The 18,520-nt window shown below is 66.0% G+C and carries 14 protein-coding genes; 9 read left to right on the forward strand and 5 right to left on the reverse strand.

Going from position 1 to position 18,520, the window contains the following annotated elements; genetic code table 11:
• Positions 1 to 44 precede the first annotated feature (44 nt).
• From WFH00_RS02245 to WFH00_RS02255, 3 genes are all read left to right on the forward strand, one after another.
• The gene (locus WFH00_RS02245; RefSeq protein ID WP_336658964.1) at positions 45 to 1,811 is read left to right on the forward strand and encodes an AIPR family protein; all 1,767 of its coding nucleotides are present in this window, start codon (positions 45 to 47) and stop codon (positions 1,809 to 1,811) included.
• Positions 1,812 to 2,329: 518 nt separating this feature from the next.
• The gene (gene relB / locus WFH00_RS02250) at positions 2,330 to 2,551 is read left to right on the forward strand and encodes a type II toxin-antitoxin system RelB family antitoxin (RefSeq protein ID WP_336658965.1); all 222 of its coding nucleotides are present in this window, start codon (positions 2,330 to 2,332) and stop codon (positions 2,549 to 2,551) included.
• Entirely contained in the window at positions 2,552 to 2,815 is a 264-nt protein-coding gene (locus WFH00_RS02255) for a type II toxin-antitoxin system RelE family toxin (RefSeq protein WP_336658967.1), read from the forward strand.
• Positions 2,816 to 2,920: 105 nt separating this feature from the next.
• Here the strand turns inward: WFH00_RS02255 and WFH00_RS02260 are convergent, their stop codons facing one another.
• Positions 2,921 to 3,424: an SRPBCC domain-containing protein gene (locus WFH00_RS02260; RefSeq protein WP_336658968.1), complete on the reverse strand. Its 504-nt coding sequence runs from the start codon at positions 3,422 to 3,424 to the stop codon at positions 2,921 to 2,923.
• 460 nt (positions 3,425 to 3,884) lie between these two features.
• On the opposite strand from WFH00_RS02260, the gene WFH00_RS02265 reads away from it, so the two are divergent.
• The 4 genes from WFH00_RS02265 (at position 3,885) to WFH00_RS02280 (ending at position 8,128) form a co-directional block, all read left to right on the forward strand.
• Positions 3,885 to 5,813: an ABC-F family ATP-binding cassette domain-containing protein gene (locus WFH00_RS02265; protein WP_336658969.1), complete on the forward strand. Its 1,929-nt coding sequence runs from the start codon at positions 3,885 to 3,887 to the stop codon at positions 5,811 to 5,813.
• 179 nt (positions 5,814 to 5,992) lie between these two features.
• Positions 5,993 to 6,712: a VIT1/CCC1 transporter family protein gene (locus tag WFH00_RS02270; RefSeq protein ID WP_336658970.1), complete on the forward strand. Its 720-nt coding sequence runs from the start codon at positions 5,993 to 5,995 to the stop codon at positions 6,710 to 6,712.
• An 82-nt stretch (positions 6,713 to 6,794) separates the two neighbouring features.
• Positions 6,795 to 7,193: an MGMT family protein gene (locus WFH00_RS02275; RefSeq protein WP_336658971.1), complete on the forward strand. Its 399-nt coding sequence runs from the start codon at positions 6,795 to 6,797 to the stop codon at positions 7,191 to 7,193.
• Entirely contained in the window at positions 7,190 to 8,128 is a 939-nt protein-coding gene (locus WFH00_RS02280) for a LysR substrate-binding domain-containing protein (protein ID WP_336658972.1), read from the forward strand. The genes WFH00_RS02275 and WFH00_RS02280 overlap by 4 nt, the downstream gene beginning before the upstream one ends.
• Positions 8,129 to 8,152: 24 nt before the next feature.
• On the opposite strand, the gene ypfJ is transcribed toward WFH00_RS02280, so the two are convergent.
• The 4 genes from ypfJ to WFH00_RS02300 form a co-directional block, all read right to left on the reverse strand.
• The gene (ypfJ, locus tag WFH00_RS02285) at positions 8,153 to 9,040 is read right to left on the reverse strand and encodes a KPN_02809 family neutral zinc metallopeptidase (protein WP_336658973.1); all 888 of its coding nucleotides are present in this window, start codon (positions 9,038 to 9,040) and stop codon (positions 8,153 to 8,155) included.
• Positions 9,041 to 9,167: 127 nt separating this feature from the next.
• A complete protein-coding gene (locus WFH00_RS02290) occupies positions 9,168 to 11,267 on the reverse strand; it encodes an acyl-CoA dehydrogenase family protein (RefSeq protein WP_336658974.1) in 2,100 nt (699 codons plus the stop codon).
• A gap of 234 nt (positions 11,268 to 11,501) precedes the next feature.
• Entirely contained in the window at positions 11,502 to 12,941 is a 1,440-nt protein-coding gene (locus tag WFH00_RS02295; protein ID WP_336658975.1) for a DEAD/DEAH box helicase, read from the reverse strand.
• 2 nt (positions 12,942 to 12,943) lie between these two features.
• Positions 12,944 to 16,795 (reverse strand): efflux RND transporter permease subunit, encoded by a 3,852-nt coding sequence (locus WFH00_RS02300; protein ID WP_336658976.1) that lies wholly within the window; start codon positions 16,793 to 16,795, stop codon positions 12,944 to 12,946.
• 81 nt (positions 16,796 to 16,876) lie between these two features.
• Here WFH00_RS02300 and WFH00_RS02305 point away from each other — a divergent pair, with 81 nt between their 5' ends.
• Together WFH00_RS02305 and WFH00_RS02310 are read left to right on the forward strand one after the other, a co-directional pair.
• A complete protein-coding gene (locus WFH00_RS02305; protein WP_336658977.1) occupies positions 16,877 to 18,175 on the forward strand; it encodes a DUF445 domain-containing protein in 1,299 nt (432 codons plus the stop codon).
• A gap of 120 nt (positions 18,176 to 18,295) precedes the next feature.
• Positions 18,296 to 18,484: a DUF3073 family protein gene (locus tag WFH00_RS02310; protein WP_336658978.1), complete on the forward strand. Its 189-nt coding sequence runs from the start codon at positions 18,296 to 18,298 to the stop codon at positions 18,482 to 18,484.
• Positions 18,485 to 18,520: the final 36 nt, after the last annotated feature.

An 18,520-nucleotide genomic window follows, 5' to 3' on the forward strand; every position in this document is an offset into this window, starting at 1 on the left:
CGGCTCCCGACCGCAATTCGCAATGCCGATCGAAGGAGACCACCGTGCACCAGCTCACGAGGAAGAAACTCGAGAAGTTCGTAAGGGAACTTGAGCTGGTAGGCACACAAGCCCAGCAGTTTGAGCGATACGTGGCGGCTAACTACCTCTACCAATACCTGCGTGACGATACAGAGATGTTGGAGAAGACGATACTTGGCAGTGGATCAGACGAGGGAATTGACATCGCCGTAGTAGTCGTAAATGGTGTTCCCGTATTCGAGCCCGCCGAGATAGAGGAACTGATAGCAGGAAGCAGCGCCAACACGGCAAAAGTGGTGTTCATGCAGGCCAAGACGAGTGAGAGTTACGATACAAAGCTGATCGCAAAATTCCTGCATGGCGTGGAATCGGTCACAAAATACGCTATGGATGCCACGAGCATCTCACTACCTGCCCGACTCGTAGATGCGGCGCTGTTGATCGATAAGATCGCCGAGAATCTGGATCAGTTTCGAGAGAACCACATACCTTGTGAGATTTATTTCGTAACTACAAGCTCAAACGACACCTCGAGCGCGCGAGGAGAGCTCCAAGTTTCCGAGGCGATCAAGCGGATTCAGAACCACGGGGTGTATCAGGCCAGTTTGGACGTTCAGCTCCACGGACATCCGGAACTCGCTCTAAAACAGAAAGAACGCTTCGGGCCACAAAATGTGAAGTTCAATTTCTCAAAGCGTCAGGCAATTCCTGAGACTGGCAACGTGACTGAAGCCTTCATTGGACTGCTACAGGCTGATGAGCTAATGAAGCTGCTGTTGGACGAGACCGGGGAGCTTCGCCCTGGGATCTTTGACGACAACGTACGACTGGACCTCGGAGCTGAAAATGAAGTGAACGCGAGGATAAGCGAAACCCTTATTTCCGCTGAGCGCACGTACTTCCCTTTTCTCAATAACGGGCTGACGATCGTCGCAAACACGATGTCTAACCTGAGCGATCGCTTCACCCTCAGCAGCTACCAAATTGTGAACGGAGGGCAAACTAGCAACCAGCTAGTTCGCTGGGCACGTTCCAAGCAAATCCAGAGTTCGCCCGACCACCTTCAGGAAGTTTGGGTGCCAGTAAAGATCGTCAGCTCAGACGACTCAGAAGTTCGCAGCAGTATCGCCGTCGCCACGAACCTTCAATCCCCAATCGCGGCGTCCGACATCCAGGCAAGCACTAAAATAGCGCAGGACGTTGAGGACTACTTCGCACACACTGGAACCAGCGGCTTACGGTATGAACGACAAGACCGAGGTATTCCTATCGAGTTTCCTCGCACCCGTGTTGTGACCACCCCGGACATGAATAGGGCGGTTGCATCAGCTCTGTTCGGCGAGTCTGCACGTGCAATCAGCTCACCCAAGGATCTCGAGAGCAGAGACGCATTTGTATGGGGAGAGTACCCTCTCGAAGCCTTCTACTACGCGGCACGTATCCTCTACCGCATCGATCGCCACTTTGGGAGAGTCACGGACGATACCCCACTCCGGGCAGCAAAGTATCACCTCGCGATGATGACATCGGTCGTTCTTAATCCCGCCTTCGCGGACGGATTCGGTCGAGAAAGCACTCGGAGAACACGAGAGCAGCTTGAGCGCGGAAAAAGTCTTAAATTCGATGCAAGGGACGCGGAGATCGATGCGGTGATTCCTAGAGTTACTCCACTTGCGCGCGACGAATTCGCCACGGCTCTTGCTGAGGGAAGGAGCCTTCGGAGAGACGATGTAAGAAACCGACGCAGCCAAGAGAGCCTTTTGCGGGCCACTCTCGACCTTGAGAACTGATCACTACGCATTTGTCCGCACCGCGGGATTTAGTGACGCTATTTTCACCGGGAGGCGAGTTCAGCCTCTCGGCGTGAAAGCGGCGTCGAGATCTACTCCTCTGAGACTTAACCGTGAGCGTCAAGCAGCCCTCGCGCCTTCAGTGAGATACAAACTCCTGGGCGTAAATTCTGCTCGTCAAGCAGTTTGCAGCCTGCGCGCTTATTTTCCGCGTCACCGGAATTTCTATTGTCTCCGCGCCTACCATCAGTTCGATGACGGAGACATCTGTTCGGCTGCGCTTCGTGATATCTGATTAGAGGCAAACGCCATCGTTCCGAACCCGCTCTAGCCCGACTGCAACGCCCACGTTCTCGACTCCTCCTCGAAGCACGTCGCCGCCACGCTGGGATTGCAAGCGAACACCGAGAACGCGTAGCGTTCGAAAATTCGGCTGCCGCCCGCATTCACGCGTCGATGTGACGCTGCGCTGACGGGGGCAGGCCGCGGGTGTTACAATGTCGCACAGGAGGCGCGCTATGACGACGACACTGACCCTGAGGCTCGAGGATTCCGAGAAGCAACTTCTTGCAGATTATGCACGCGCCTTCAACATGTCGGTGTCGGAGTTCGTGCGCCGATCCGCACTCGACCGCATTGAAGATGAGCTCGACCTGCAGGCGTGGGATCGCGCGAAGGACGAGCACGAGGCCGACCCAGCGACTCTCTCAGCGAGCGAGATTGCGGCGAAGTACTTGTAAATGTGGGAGCTATTGTTCTCCCGGAGAGCCGACAAGCAGCTGTCTAAGCTCGACCCGGGCGTTCGTCGGGTCATTGTCGCTTGGCTGCTGAAGAACATCAACGGGTGCGCAGATCCGCGAGCGCACGGCAAGGGCCTCACCGGGAATCTCTCTCACAAGTGGCGGTATCGCGTCGGCGACTATCGAATTCTGTGCGAAATCCGCGACGAAGAGCTCGTCGTCCTCGCGATTGAGATCGGCCATCGGAGCGATATCTATCGGTGAGTCAACGCCCGCGACCCGCATTCACCCGTCCATGAGACGCGAGTGGCCCCTTCCGGGCCGTAATGCGGCCATTCGCGTCGCATCGGCGCAACGACCGTTCGCGGGTCAGCCGCGCATCGCCTGGTACGCGTCGCGGAGCGCCGGGTAGTACTGGTCGAATCCGGGGCGCTCCGTGTCCTCCGTCGCGGCAACGAGCAGGTCGAGGTAGTACTCCCACCCGGGCCCGATCTCGCCGACGCCACCCAGGTCGTCGCTTCCGAGATGGTGAATGAGCGTCACCAGGGCGTCATCTTCCCCGTCCTCCTCGACGAGGATCTCGAGCTTCCAGCCGCCGACCTCTTGGTCGGCCTCGATGATGAGCCGATGCGGCGCCTCGCACGCGTGAATGCGAAGCGTGATAGACGGCTCGTGATCCTCGAAGCGCATGCGCAGCCGCACCGCGCCACCGGGTCGCGCATCGCCTTCCCACGGCCCGAACCACCGCTCGGTGTGCTCGGATTCGGTAACGAAGGCCCACGCCTCTTCGGCGGCGAGCGCGAGCGAGCGCACCAGCACGAGATCGGCTCCGCGCGACGTCGCTACGAGACGACCGCTTGCTTCTGGCCCCATGAGCACTCCCCGTTCCACCGCGTTCTCGAAACACCGTGCGGCGCCCAGCCTACGCGGGTCCCCCGACGCCCGCCGGTTCCGGTCTCAAGCAACGCGACCATTCCCGGCGACAACCCCACGCAGCACGAAGCGTCGCAGCCCACCCCGCGCCCGTGCCCCACGCCCCGTACCCCACGCCAACAGTCCACCGAGCGGCACGGAAGACTTGTGCGCGCCGTGAGCCGCGAGTACAGTCGACCGCGTGAAGAGCTAACGACGTTCCCGTTCTGCGCTGAGGCGCCGGGATCGCGCGTATGCCATCACTCGCTCGCGGGCTCACCCGCCACCCTTGTCCGTTCTCTCGTCGCTCGCACCGCGGCATTCGAGAACCGAGCATCAGGGATTCGAGCCACCATTCGGCACCACCGCGCTCCTCACGGCACTGCCCCGCGGAACCCCATTTCGTTCCGAAAGGCTTCCCATGCCCGCGACATCACCGGTATCCCCAGCTAACGCTTCAGCCGCCGCACGCCGCCCATCTACCGACACTTCACGCGCCGCAGTCCGAGCCGCGACGCACGCCGACGCCGCGCCGAGCGGCCGCCCGACACACCTCTCCGTCGACGATGTCTCGCACGCCTTCCGCGACCGTCGAGTGCTCACTGGCATCTCCTTCACCGCTCGCCCCGGCGATCGACTCGGGCTGATCGGTGAGAACGGCACGGGAAAATCCACGCTCCTGCGCCTTATCGCGGGTGAGCTCGCGGCGGATCGCGGCAGCATCTCCGTGCCCGGCTCGGTGGGCCTGCTCGCGCAGGAGCTCCCCTACCCCGACTCGACCCCTGTGGCGCGCGTGCTCGACGACGCGCAATCAGCGGCTGTCGCCGCCCTCGCGGCTCTCGAGGAGTGGGGCGCGCGAATGGCGGAGCAGCCCGACGATCCCGGTGTGGCGGCAGCGTTCGCGGACGCGCTCGAACGGGCCGAGCACGACGACGCGTGGGCCGCTGAGGCGCGTCGCGGCGACACCCTGTCGGGCCTGGGCCTCGGACGCATCGAACTCGATCGACCGATCGGCCAGCTCTCGGGCGGTCAGCGCCTGCGCCTCGCCCTCGCGGCGCTCCTGCTGAGCGCCCCGCACACGATCCTGCTCGACGAGCCGTCAAACCACCTCGACGACGAGTCCGCGGCCTACCTCGAACGCGTGCTCACGAATTGGCCGGGCATCGTCATCGTCGCGAGCCACGACCGCGCGCTGCTCGATGCGATCACGACGCGCATTCTCGACCTCGACCCCCTCCCCGTTGGCGCGACAGAACTCGCCGACGCAGAGACCGGCTCCGCGAGCACCGGCGTCGAGCGCCACATGAGTGCGCCCACTGCAGCAACCGAGACGACCGCGGACACCGGTTCTGGCTTCGGTGCCAGGCTCTGGGGCGTCGGCTACTCGGAGGCGCGAGCGGCGAAGCGTCGCGAGATCGACCGCTGGCGCGAACGTTATGCGCAAGAAAGCGAGGAACGCCGTGACCTGCTGCACGAGATCGAGGTCGGATCGCGGGAGGTGAACCGCAAGCATGAGTCGAAGTCGGAATCTCGAATCACCCGCAAGTTCTACGCCGACAAAGACGCGCGCGTCACCGCCAGACGAGCTCGCAACGCGCGGGTGCGCCTCGACGCGCTCGAGCGAGATCGCGTGCGGCGGCCGCCGGAGCCCCTCACATTCTCGGGTTTCGCGACGGACCTCGACCGAAGCGGAACAGTACCCCCCGCCACGAAAGACGGGTCGCGTGTCTCCGTCGCGACACATCCCGATTCCCCGGTTCTCATCGCGAACAACGTGTCGCTCGCAGGGCGGCTACGGCCGACCTCGCTCACCCTCGCTTCTCGCGGCAGGATCCTGCTCACGGGGCCGAACGGTGCGGGAAAGTCGACGCTTCTCGCGATCCTCTCAGTTGCGCTCGAGCCGAGCCAGGATCCGGGAGCAAGCGCTGCAGATGCGGCGGATCAGACCCAGCTCGTGCGGCTCGGGCGCATTGGCTATCTCCCCCAGGAAAGCCACTTCGAGAGACCGGATCGCACCGCGGCCGACCACTACCGCGAGATCGTCGGCCACGACCGCGCCGAGTTGCACCCACTCGCTCAGACGGGCCTTCTCGCCGCGCGCGACCTCGACCGCCCAGTGGCCTCGCTGAGCGTGGGGCAGCGTCGCCGGCTGGTGCTCGCGACCCTCGTCGCGGATCCGCCCGACGCCCTGCTGCTCGACGAGCCCACGAACCATCTGTCGCTCACCCTGGTCGAGGAGCTCGAGGAGGCGCTTCAGGACTTCGCGGGCGCGCTGATCGTCGCCTCGCACGACCGCTGGCTGCGATCGAGATGGCAGGGGGAGGTCATGGAGCTGCAGCCCGCCCGGTGAGGCGTGGGCGCGCCCACGACGTGCGATCCGCCGCCGCTCTATCAGGGCCGAAAGTTCGCCTCGTCGAACTCTCGACACACCCCGCGCCGAGGTCTCCGCTCGGCTTCTGCCTTCCGCCGCAAGCTTGCTACGGTTGCTCACCGTGCGCCACCGCGCACCGCACGACCCGGGGAGCACACATGACTGGCATCAACCTTGCCAATCCGCACGAATACGATCATCGGCACGCGAACGTCAGCTCCGGCTGGTTGCGCGCGAGCGTCTTCGGAGCCATGGACGGCCTCGTCTCGAACCTCGGGCTCGTCGCGGGTATCGCGGCGGCGGGTGCGGCCCCGCACTTCGTGGCGATCACGGGAATCTCGGGCCTCATCGCGGGCGCTATCTCGATGGCGCTCGGCGAGTTCACCTCCGTGCGCGCGGCGAACGAGCAGTTGGCGGCTGAGGTGCGAATCGAGCGGGAAGCGCACCTGCGCAACCCGGAGGGCGAGAAGGCCGAGCTGACCGCACTCCTCGAGAACCTCGGTGTGGAATCCCAGATCGCGAAGCTGGCTGCCGAGCAGGTGCATGAGAATGCGGATCAGGCCGTACGCGTGCACCTGCTCTCCGAGCTGGGCATGAGCCCCGAAGACCAGCCCTCGCCGTGGGTCGCCGCGATCTCATCGTTCCTGTCGTTCGCGGTGGGTGCGCTGATCCCGATCATTCCGTTCTTCTTCGGGTTCGGCACCCTCGGCCTCGGCCTCGCGTTCGGCGGTGTGGGCCTGCTCATCGCGGGCGGACTCGCGGCGCGGTTCACAAGGCGCAACTGGCTCGCGGGTGCGGCGCGACAGCTCCTGTTCGGAGGCATTGCGGTAGCGGCGACCTACTCGATCGGCACGCTGTTCGGGGTGGCGACGGCGTAGGCGCGCCCGGCGCCGCGCGGTGGCAGTCGAAGACAGCGGCCGCCGCGGTTTCAGTGTCGGCGGCGACGCGTAGTCTTATCGCATGCCGTCCGCCGAATTCGTCGAAGCCGTGCTCGGCGTCGTCGAACGCATCCCCGGGGGGCGCGTGATGACGTACGGCGACGTCGGAATCGCGATCGGTTCCGAGGCGCCGCGAGCCGTCGGTCGTGTACTCGCCCTCTATGGGCACTCGGTGGCGTGGTGGCGCGTGGTGCCCGCGAGCGGCAACCCGCCTCAGGGTCACGCAACGCTTGCGCTCCCCCACTACCTCGCCGAGGGAACGCCGATCAGAGCGACGGGCGCCCCTCGCGCGGGCACTGCGGCGGCCGCCGCCAGCCACGAGACCGTGGCGCGCTCGCTGCAAGCCGGCGAGTACCGCCTTGTGCTGTCGGCCGCGCGCCTTCCCTACACCCACGAGATCTACGGAGAGGTGGCGCTGTGAGCGACACGACAAGCGACGCGATGAGCAGCGAAGCGAGCGGCAGCGCGAGCGGCGCGGCAGCGGGTGCGACGGGCGCAGGATCGAGCGTCGCGCCGATCCGCCTGGGGTTCGCCCGCGGTGTCGCGCCGAGCAAGTGGGCCCGCCGCTGGAAGACCGCGACGCCGGGCCGCAAGCTCGAGCTCGTTCCCCTTCCGGTCGCCTTCGGGTCAGCACTCGACGCGGGGAATCCCGAGACTGCCGCGGCCGCCGCCGACTGCGACGTGCTCATCGAGCGCACTGCTCCCGACGGGCGCCCCGCGGGTTCGGTAGCCACCGCAGAGGTGCTGAAGACTCGCCACGCGATCCGTCTGTACGCCGAGACCGTCGCGCTCGTTGTGCCCGTCGACCACGAGCTTGCCGAGCAAGAATCGGTGAGTCTCGCGGAGCTGCAGTTCGTGAAGTTGCTCGACCACCCGGACCACTTCTCGGGCTGGCCCGATCCGCAGCCTTGGGATGACCCGTCATGGATGCCGAGGCACCCCCGTGCCGCCCTTGAGCTCGTGGCAACCGGGGCGGGCGCGATCCTGCTCCCCGTGCCGCTCGCTCGCCACCTCGTGAATAAGCGTGAGCACGCCGTGCTTCCCGTGCGGCCCGAGGAGGATGAAGCGCCGCTCGATGGCCCGGTCATCTGGGCGGTTTGGGCGCAGGAGCGTGACGACGCAACGGTGCAGCACCTCGCTGGCATCCTCCGCGGCCGCACCGCGAACAGCTCCCGGGAGTCCGCGACCGAGGAGGCCCGGCAGACGCAGCGCGCTCCGAAGCAGCAGACGCAGGCACGCAAGCAGGCCCCGAAACTCAAGCCAAACTCGCGCGGAGCTCAGCTTCAGGCCGCAAAAGACAAGGCAGAGCGGAAGAAGGCGGAAGCGCGGCAGGCCAAGCGTCGCAAGCGTCGCTGACATCGGGCTGCGCCGCCTCGGCAGCTAGAGCTGCGAGGCCGGAACGTCGAACGTGCCGCAGCCGGTCGGGCCCTCCTCGTACCCGGTCATGAACCAGCGCTGGCGCTGTTCCGAGATGCCGTGCGAGAAGCGCTCGGGATTCACTTCGACTCCGGCCGACTGCATGATGTGGTCGTCTCCGACGGCGGCGGCCGCGCTCATCGCGTCTGCAATTTGCTGCTCGGTAACGGGCTTCAAGTAGGGCACGCCGGTCTCGTCCGTCACGTTCGAAGCGTTCTGCACCCAGGCTCCCGCAAAGCAGTCGGCCTGCAGCTCGAGTCGCACTGACCCCGAAGTCGGCCCGGTCTCCTGCCCGGCCCCGGAAAGGGTGCCGATGAGGTTCGAGATGTGGTGACCCCACTCGTGGGCGAGCACGTACATCTGCGAGAGCGATCCGCCGGAGGCACCGTAGTCCTCGGTGAGCGTGTCGAAGAACGCGACGTCGACGTAGATCGTCTCGTCGGGCGGGCAATAGAAGGGACCGGTCGATGAGGACGCCGTGCCGCAGCCTGACTGCGTCTGGCCGTTGAACAGCACCACGGGCGCAGGCGCCCGGTAGTTGCCCACCTGCGTCGACCAGTACCGGTCGAGCGAATCAGCCGTCGCAGCCATCCGGCACTCGACATTCGAGTTCGCATCGGCACCGCTCGCACATGAATCGAGCACCTCATCGGCCTGTTCCGACGTCGCTCCTCCGCCCGCGATCTGCTGCACCGCGGGCGCGAACGGGGTCAGATCGAAGCCGAGCAACTGCGACCCGATGACGAGCAGCAGGGCAATTCCCGCGCCGCCACCCGCAATGACCCCGCCTTTCCCACCTTTGCGTTTGCGCGCTTTCGAGCTGTCGATGCGCACGTTGTCGTTGAACGTCACGGCGATTCCTCACATCCGGGGCGGGCCCGATGGCGCAAGCGTCATCGGGCTATTCGCTCCAGATCCTAGTGAGCACGCGAACTGCTTGGCACGGGCCTTGCGTTCGAACCGGCCTTTCAGATTCGCGTTAGCTCACGTTTGTCGCGCGCGGCACAGCCGGAAGCTTCGCGGCGTCCCGCTGGCGCTTCCGCAGCTCCTTCTCGTGCACCGGCCAGGTACCCGCCGCGCGCTGCGCCTCGACATAGGCGTGCGCCTCCTCCTGGCGCTCCGCCTCGATGCCAGTAGCAATCTCGGCACGAAGCAGCTCGGGGCTGAGACCGAACGGCTCGATCAGGTCGAGCGCGTGCGGACGCAGGCGACGAAGCAAACGGTCGATATACGCCGTCACCGATTCGGCTCGCTGGCCGGAGATCCGCCCCGTCGCGAGGTACCACGCGGCGTTCCGCTCGATGAGCCCGAGGCCGAACAGGTCTCGCAGCCAGGTCATCACCTGGCGCGTCTCCGCGTCGCCGATCTTCTCGACCGCCTCAGTGAATGCCTCCCACTGCAGCAGCTCGCCGTGCGCGCGAGCGGCCTCGATGAGCTTGTGCTGCTGGGCGTTGAACGCGTCCTCGTTCGCGATCGCGCGCGCCTGAGCGTCGCTCTTCGGGATTCCCTTGGTTGCCTCACGCAACGCGAGCGCGATCTCGGAGACCATGGTCTGCACGCGGTCCGCGAGCAACTGCCGCTGCGCAGCGGAGCTCCGCATGCTCTCCACCGATCGTCCGACCTGACCGAAGTCAGCGATCGTCTGCCCGACCTGACGCAGCCCGAAACGGCTCACCCGGTTGCCGATCTGGCTCGCGGCTGCGCGGGCCAGCGTCGCGCGATCCGCATTCTTGAATTGCGCTGCGTAGTCAGTCAGCAGACGCTTGCCCACAAGCTGGAGCAGCACGTTGTTGTCGCCCTCGAACGTCGCGTAGATGTCGAGGTCGGCGCGCAACCCGACGATGCGGTTCTTCGCCATGAACCCCGCGCCGCCGCACGCTTCGCGCGCCTCCTGGAGGGTGTCGAGCGCCGCCCAGGTCGAGAGGGGCTTCAAGGCCGCCGCCAGGGTTTCGAGATCCTCGCGGTTCTCATCGGTGTCCTTCGCGCCCGAGAACACCTCGTCGAACACGGTGAGTAACCGCTCGTCCGCGAACGCCATCGCGTACGTCTGGGCGAGGCGCGGCAGCAGGCGCCGCTGGTGCTGGCCGTAGTCGAGCAGCACGCTCTCGCGGCCGGTCGCGCCCGGGAACTGCCGGCGCTCGCTGCCATAGCGGATCGCAATCGCGAGCGCTGCCTGCATCGCGCGCACGGCCGATCCGTCGAGCGAGACGCGCCCCTGCACGAGCGTGCCGATCATCGTGAAGAAACGCCGGCCCGGACTCTCGATGGCCGAGGAGTACGTGCCATCCGGCGCGACGTCGCCGTAGCGGTTCAGCAGGTTCTCGCGCGGCACACGCACATGGGTGAAGTGGAGACGGCCATTGTCGATGCCGTTGAGCCCGCCCTTCACCCCGTCATCCTCGCTCCCCACACCCGGCAGCATCTCGCCCTCGGCGGTGCGAATCGGCACGAAGAACGCGTGCACTCCGTGGTTCACGCCCTGGGAGATGAGCTGAGCGAACACGACCGCCGCTCGCCCGTGCAATGCGGCGTTACCGAGGTAGTCCTTCCACGCGCCGCGGATCGGCGTGTGGATCTCGAACTCTTCGGTCTCGGGATCGTAGGTCGCCGTCGTGCCGATCGATGCGACGTCAGATCCGTGTCCGATCTCGGTCATCGCGAACGCGCCGGGAAGCTTCAGGCTGATGACGTCGGGGAGCCAGCGCTCGTGGTGCTTCGCGGTACCCAGATGCAGGATCGCCGCACCGAACAAACCCCACTGCACGCCGCTCTTGATCTGCAGCGACGGGTCGGCGAGCACGAGCTCTTGGAATGCCGCAATGTTACCGCCATGGTTATCCGCGCCTCCCAGCGCGGTCGGGAACGCGCGCTGAATCGCACCGTTCTCGACGAGAATATGCAGCTGCTGCAGGGCACGCTCTCGGTGCTCCTCCATAGACTGCCCGGGGATCGTATGGAGACGCGGATCAGCGGCGAGTCGGCGCGATTCGAGACGTTCAGCCTTCCACGCCCCGAGCAGTGCATCGCTCACGACTGAAACGTTGATTCGGGGCTGCAGCGAGGGGGTGCTCTCGGCCATCAGTTCTCCTTCGAGATGACATGCGGGGACGGCCCTACTCGCCATCCACCCAACTGCTGTCAGCGTAGGGAGCACCACCGACACCGGCAAGCGCTCATCTGCCCCTACACAACGAACCGTTGCCACGGGTCACCAGAGACTTGTATCCATCCTCTAAATTTGCGGCGCGCGAGATGGTTACATTCGCCATAGAGCGGTCGCGTGCACCGAGACCCGGGGCACCGCGGCGCCCCGCTACCGGAGCACGCGTGAGCCGGGCTCGGCCACGCCGAAGTAGCTCGCCTCCACACCCGCCTCGCGCAGGATCTCGCGCATGCGCTCCTGCCGAGCCTGCGGAATCAACGTGACCACTCGCCCGGCCTTCCCCGCGCGACCGGTGCGGCCCGAACGGTGCAGATACGCCTTGAAATCGTGCGGCGGATCGGCCTGCACCACGAGATCGACATCGTCAATATGGAGCCCACGCGCCGCAACGTCGGTCGCGACGAGCACGGTCGCTCTGCCCAACGAGAAAGCCGCGAGGTTCCGCTCGCGCCGCGATTGGCTCAGATCGCCGTGCAGGGCGGTGACTCCGACGCCCCGCTCCTCGAGCTGCGTCGCGATCTGCTCGGCGTACGCGCGCGTGCGGCAGAATACGATCGTGCGCCCGCGCGCAGACGCCAGCTTGGCGAGCACGTCGTCCTTGTGCTCGCGCCGCACCATGACCACCCGGTGATCGACGGGCATCGCGGCGGCTTCCTCCGCTTCGTGCACCGCGGGATCCTCGAGGAACTCGGCGACGAGCGCACTCACCGAGGCATCAAGCGTCGCGGAGAACAGCAGGTGCTGCCCGCCCTTCGCGGTCTGACGCAGGATGTCTTGCACGGGCTCGAGGAACCCGAGATCGCACATGTGGTCGGCCTCGTCGAGCACGGAGACGAGCACCTCGCGGAGATCCAGACGCCGCCGGTCGACGAGGTCCTGCACGCGGCCCGGGGTGCCGATCACAATGTCGATACCGCGCTCGAGCGCGTGCAGCTGCGGATCGAGTGGCGTCCCGCCAACGAGCTGCGCCGTGTAGAAACCGACGGAGCGCGCGAGCGGCTGCACCGTCCGGTCAATCTGGAGCGCGAGCTCGCGGGTGGGGGCGAGGATCAGCGCCTTCGGTTTACGCGTCGGCCGCTTTGGGGCGCGCACCCCCCGTGCCGGCTGGCGTTTCGAGGGCGCGGGATCCGAAGCGAACGCTCCGTCCGCCTTCAAACGCAGCAACCGCTCGACGAGCGCCGCGCCGAACGCGATCGTCTTACCCGAGCCGGTTCGCGCGCGCCCGAGCACATCGCGCCCCGCGATCGTGTCCGGGATCGTCGCGGCCTGAATCGGGAACGGGCGCTCCGCCCCCATCTCGCCGAGCACGCGCAGCAGGTTTCCGCCGAGCCCGAGATCACGGAAAGTCAGCTGCGCCGCATCGTCGGATGTCGTGAGCTTGGCGGTCAGACGAGCGGGAGCAGGAACGGCAGGCCGATCCGCCGCCTTTCGCCGCGACCGGGCGTCAGCGGCAGCTCTCGTCTCACGATCCGGTTCAGCTTGCTGCGCCGGTCGAGCGCCGCGCTTTCCAGCGGCAGCGGCACGCTTCTTCCCGCGGTTGGGGTCGTAGTTGGCCGGCGGCTTGAAACCTCCGCGCTTCTTCTGCGCCATGATCAGCGGCTCTCACGCGGGCGCTCGGGATCCGCCCCGTCGTCGTTCCGCTGCCGCGCTGCCGCTTCTGCCTGCTCGGCTTCCTCAACCTCTTGCGTCGCCTCCCACAGCAGCTGCTCCCATCCGAGCTCCACGTCGTTACGCGGGGCAGGCTCTGGCGCTACTGACTCCTCGGACGGGCCTTGAGGGGGCTCAACCACTTCAGGCGCCGCTTCCTCCGGAGCCTCTGGAGCCTCTGGAGTCGCCTTATCCCTGTCGGAGGGCTCCGTCAGCACAAGCGGCTTTGTTGCCGGCCCCGACGAACTTTCGGGTTCCGCAGCGCGCACCGCTTCTGCTGGGTCCTCCGCGGCGTCCGACCAGGCCGCGCTCTCGTGAGGTTCACTGCCCTGTTCGCCAAAGTCATCGTTATCGGCAGACAATTCGTCAGCAGGTCCGGGCTCCGCGTTGGGCTCGGGTGTCACGGACACCGCAGGAACCGGCGCAGCGGGCACCGCCGCAACCGGGGATGGCGCAGGAGAGGCCGCCGACGCCGAGACCGGAACCGCGGGCACCGCCGATGCCTGCGCTGGCGCAGCTACAGCTTCTTCCGTCCGTCTCGCCGGAACAAACGGTTCGGCTGACGGCGTCGCCACAGGCGCCGCCGCCACCGTGCCCCCGCGACGACGCGCAGGCCCGCCGCTCATTCCCGGAACGACCAGGCTCCCAGCGCTCGTGTCACGATGACGCTTCGGCCCCTCGCTGCGGCGTCGCTCAACGAGGTAGTAGAGCGTCGGCAGCACGATCAACGTGAGCACCGTCGACGAGAGCAGACCGCCGATGACCACGACGGCGAGCGGCTGCGAGATGAAACCACCCTTCCCGGTGATCCCGAGGGCCATGGGGGTGAGCGCCAGAATCGTGGCGAGCGCCGTCATGACGATCGGGCGCAGACGCTGCAGTGACCCGTGCAGCACGGCGTCTCGAAGCGCGTCGCCCCGATTGCGGTACTGGTTCACGAGGTCAATGAGCACGATCGCGTTCGTGACAACGATTCCCACGAGCATGAGCACACCGATGAGCGAGGCCACGCCGAGTGGGATACCGCTGATCACCAGGAGCAGAATGGCTCCGGTCGCTGCGAAGGGCACGGAGATCAGGAGGAGGAGCGGCTGCAACAGGCTCCGGAACGTCGCGACCATGACCACATAGACGATCAGGATCGCGGCGAGCAGGGCGATCCCGAGCTGTTGGAAGGCCTCCGACTGCTGCGACAGCACCCCGCCGACCTCGGCCTGCGCACCCTGCGGCAGGTCCACCTCCTCGAGGGCGGCACTCACCTGCGCACCCGCGGTGCCCAGGTCGTCGGCACCCGGGAGTGCCGACACCGTCACCGAGCGCGCGCCATCCTGCGTGCGCACCGTCACAGGGCCGTCGGCAACCTCCACAAGAGCGAGCGCGCTGAGCGGCTGCGGGCCGGTGGCCGTCTGGATCGTAAGCGCCGCGACGCCCGCGACGTCGGTGGGAGCTTCGCCGTTCGCGAGGTACACAGATACCGAGTCCGCGTCGATCGTGATCTGCCCGATCTGTGCGGGCTGCATCAACTGCGCCACCTGCCCCGCAACACCGGCCTCAGTCATACCCGCCTGAGCCGCGAGCGTCCGATCCACGGAGATCTCCAGGAACTCGCGCGACACCCCCAGGTCGCTCTCCACCTGGTCCAGACTCGGTTCGTCCTTCAGCGCTGCGACCACGGCGTCGCTCGCCTTGGCGAGGGTCTTCTGGTCCGGAGCCGTCACCTCGACCTCGATCGCGTTCGAGCCGGTGACGCCGCCGCCGCTCTGGCTCATCGAGAATTCGCCGGCGTCCTTCAGCGAGTCGACCGCTGCACGAATGTCGTCTTGCACTCGCGCCTGGTCCGCGTCCGGGTCCGTCGTGATCGAGTAGTTGACCGCGCCGTCTCCTCCGCCGCCGAACAGGGCCGCAGCGCCCCCCGCGCTTCCGATGGAGACCTGCACGCTGTCGATCTCCGCCACGTCGTCGAGCGCCTTCTCCACGCGCTCCGCCTGCTTCAACTGCGCCTCGAGGCTCGTGCCCGGTTCGAGGTTTTGCACGAGACCGACCGAGTTCTGCTCGTCGGCACCGATGAAGTTCGTCTTCAGCAGCGGAGTGGCTGCGAGGCTCACCGTTCCCAGGAACACGACGAGTGCAATGGCGAGCGTTCGCACGGGCCGGAGCAGCGTCCATTCGATCACCGGCCGGTACCAGCGTTGCAGACGCGTCGGGTGCTCGTCGATCTCCGAACCGGCCTGCCGCTGAGCCTCCTCGCTCCCCTGAGCCGGAACGTACCCTGTGCGGCGTCGCGCCGGGCCGGTGCGAAGGAACCAGTACGCGAGCACCGGCACGATCGTGAGCGACACGAAGAGCGACGCGACCAGAGCGATCGTCACCGTGAACGCGAACGGGCGGAAGAGCTCACCCACCATGCCCGCGACGAACGCCATCGGCAGGAACACCGCGACGGTCGTGATGGTCGAAGCGGTGATCGCGCCGGCGACCTCGCGCACGGCGCTGATGATGACGGCAGAGCGATCTCCGGAATCAGAGAGGTGCCGCTTGATGTTCTCGATCACCACGATCGAGTCGTCGACCACGCGTCCGATCGAGATCGTGAGCGCGCCGAGCGTCAGCAAGTTCAGGGTGTAGTCGGCGAAGTTGAGGCCCACGAAGGTGAGGAGCACCGACGTCGGGATCGAGATGGCGGTCACGAGCGTCGCTCGGATCGACATGAGGAATACGAGGATCACGAGCACCGCGAAGACGAGGCCGAGGAGGCCCTCAGTCGTCAGCGTCTCGATCGACTGCTCCACGTATGGAGCCTGGTCGAAGATGACGGTGAGTTCGGCGCCCCCGAGCTGATCTTCGAGCTCACCGAGCTGATCCTGCACCGCGTGCGACACCTCGACCGTGTTAGCCGCCGACGTCTTCGTGACCGCGATCGTGAGTGCCGGCTCCCCGTTGACGCGGGAGATGCTGCGCTCCGGACCGGGTTCGAGCTTCACCGTCGCCACGGAGCCGATAGTCACGGGAGCCGGCGGGCCGGCCTCTTCTTGCGGAACGAGCGTCGGAGCGCTCGCCGAGAGCGGCAGTGCCGCGATGTCGTCGGCTGAGGTGAGTTCCGATCCCGCCTGCACCGCGAGCGTGCGGTCCCCGTCGGTGACTGATCCTGCCGCGACGAGCACCCCGCTCTGCTGCAGAGTGTCCGTGATCGATTGCGGAGTGAGCCCCTGCGCCGCGAGCGCAGCGACATCCGGGGTGATGGTGACCTGCTCCGCGCGAGCGCCCGTGATCTGCGCGTCGCGAACGCCGTCGATGTCCGTGAGATCAGGGATCGCCGTCCGCTCAGCGAGCGCCGCCGTCGACTCCGGCGTCTCGCCTTCGGCCGGTGTGACCGCGATCTGAATAATGGGGAAATCGTCGATGCTTCCGGACACGACCTGCGTGTCCGCGGCCTCGGGAAGCGCCTGCGAGATCCGGCTGATCGCCCGCTCGACCTTCTGCTCGGTCGCGGCGAGATCCACTCCGTACGTGAATTCGGCGAGCACGGTCGACGACCCGGTGCTCGAAGTCGCTGACGAGCTCTCGAGCTGCGGCACGCCGCGCAGCGCCGTCTCGATCGGCACCGATACGTCCTTATTGACGACCTCGGGCGAGGCCCCCGGGTAGCTCGTCAGCACGGCGATCGTCGGGAACTGCACGGAGGGCATGAGTTCCTGCTTGAGGGACCCGACGCCGATCACCCCGAATACCGCGGCGACGATAGTGACGAGCGCGATCAGCGCGCGGTTTTTCAGGCTGAGCGCCGTGAGCAGGTGCATGGGCTCGATTATTCCATGCAGGCGGCGGGCGAATCTGGGGTGCGGAACGCGACCAGCGATTCAGAGAGGGATAATTGATGAATGCCGCAGCCTTCCACTCGTCGCACCCTGGGAGCCGTCACGGAAGCCGACTTCCAGCGACTCGCGGAACTTCGACGCATGCAGGCGATCGCGATCGCGCTGCTCGTCGCGATGGCAGTCGTGTTCGTCGTATCGTTCGTTCTGCAGTCCCGGTACCCGGGCTGGGGATTCGTGCGGGCCGCGAGCGAGGGCGGCATGGTCGGTGCGCTCGCGGACTGGTTCGCGGTGACCGCACTCTTCCGCCATCCGCTCGGCTTGAAGATTCCTCACACGAATCTCATCTCCCAGAAGAAGGACGAGATCGGAGCCGGACTCGGAGGCTTCGTCGAAGAGAACTTCCTCGCGGATGATGTGGTGCATGACAAGCTCTCCGAAATCAGCGGGGCCCGGCGCGCGGGCGAGTGGTTGGCGGATCGCGCGAACGCCGAACGAGTCGGGCAGATGGCGGCGAGTGCTGGTCTCGGTACCCTCGCGGTACTCGACGACGGCGATGTGCAGGAGCTCATCGAGGTACTCGTCCGCCGTCATGTCGTCGATCCCGCGTGGGCGCCGATGCTCGGCCGGTCCGCGGAGACGTTCGTAGCGGGCCGCCACCACGAGGCGCTGCTCGATATCGCAGCGGACCGGCTCGGCGAGTGGTTGATCTCCCACCCCGAAGCCTTCGACCGAGTGATCTCGTCACGGCTCCCCTCCTGGATGCCCAGCGTGGTCGATCGCTTCCTCGATCAACGGCTGCACTCGGAGGCAGTGAAGTTCACGCAGAACGTCGCGGCTGATCCCGAGCACCCATTTCGGATCGCGGTCGGGCGCTTTCTTTCAGACCTCGCGCGCGATCTCGGTGAGCAGGATCGGCTGCAGCAGCAGGTCGAATCGTTCAAGCACGAGGTCTTCGACAGTCCCCGCATCCGCGCGCTCGCGACGAGCACGTGGCAGACCGCCCGCGCCGCGATCGTTGAGATGCTCGAGGACCCGAGCAGCGACCTGCGAATGCGCATGGTGAGTGCCGCGCAAGATTTCGGTCACAAGCTCCAGGACGATGCGACCCTGCAGTACAAGATCGACGTCTGGGTGATGGAGGTGGTCGAGCATCTCGTGCGAACCTACCGGCACGATCTCGCGAACGTCATCACGGAGACCGTGCAGCGTTGGGACGCCCGAGAGGCTGCGGAGAAGATCGAGTTGCAAGTCGGAAAGGACCTGCAATTCATCCGCCTCAACGGGACGATTGTCGGTTCCCTCGCAGGGCTCGCTATTTACACCATCGCCACCCTGGTGATCGCGCCTCTCGCAGGAATGTGAGTAGCCTCCGCGGCCTCAGCGTGCAGGGCCATCATGCTAGAATCTGCCTCATACGTCTATAGAACTGGCATCTGCCTCGGGGAGCATCCCGCGGGGCCCGACTGTGTAAGGGGGTCACGCATGGGGCGCGGCCGTCAGAAGGCAAAGCACACCAAGGTCGCACGGGAGCTGAAGTACTTCAGCCCTGATACGAACCTTTCGGCGCTCGAGCGCGAGCTCGCCGCCGCCGAAGCTGCGCGGGTCCGGGAGGAAGATCCCTGGGCGGAGTACGCGAGCAAGTACAACACGGAAGACGACGACGAGAACTAGAACGTCGTTCGGCTGACGCCGTGCTGAGACCGATTT

The organism is Leucobacter sp. USHLN153, assembly GCF_037145615.1.
Taxonomy (GTDB): domain Bacteria; phylum Actinomycetota; class Actinomycetes; order Actinomycetales; family Microbacteriaceae; genus Leucobacter.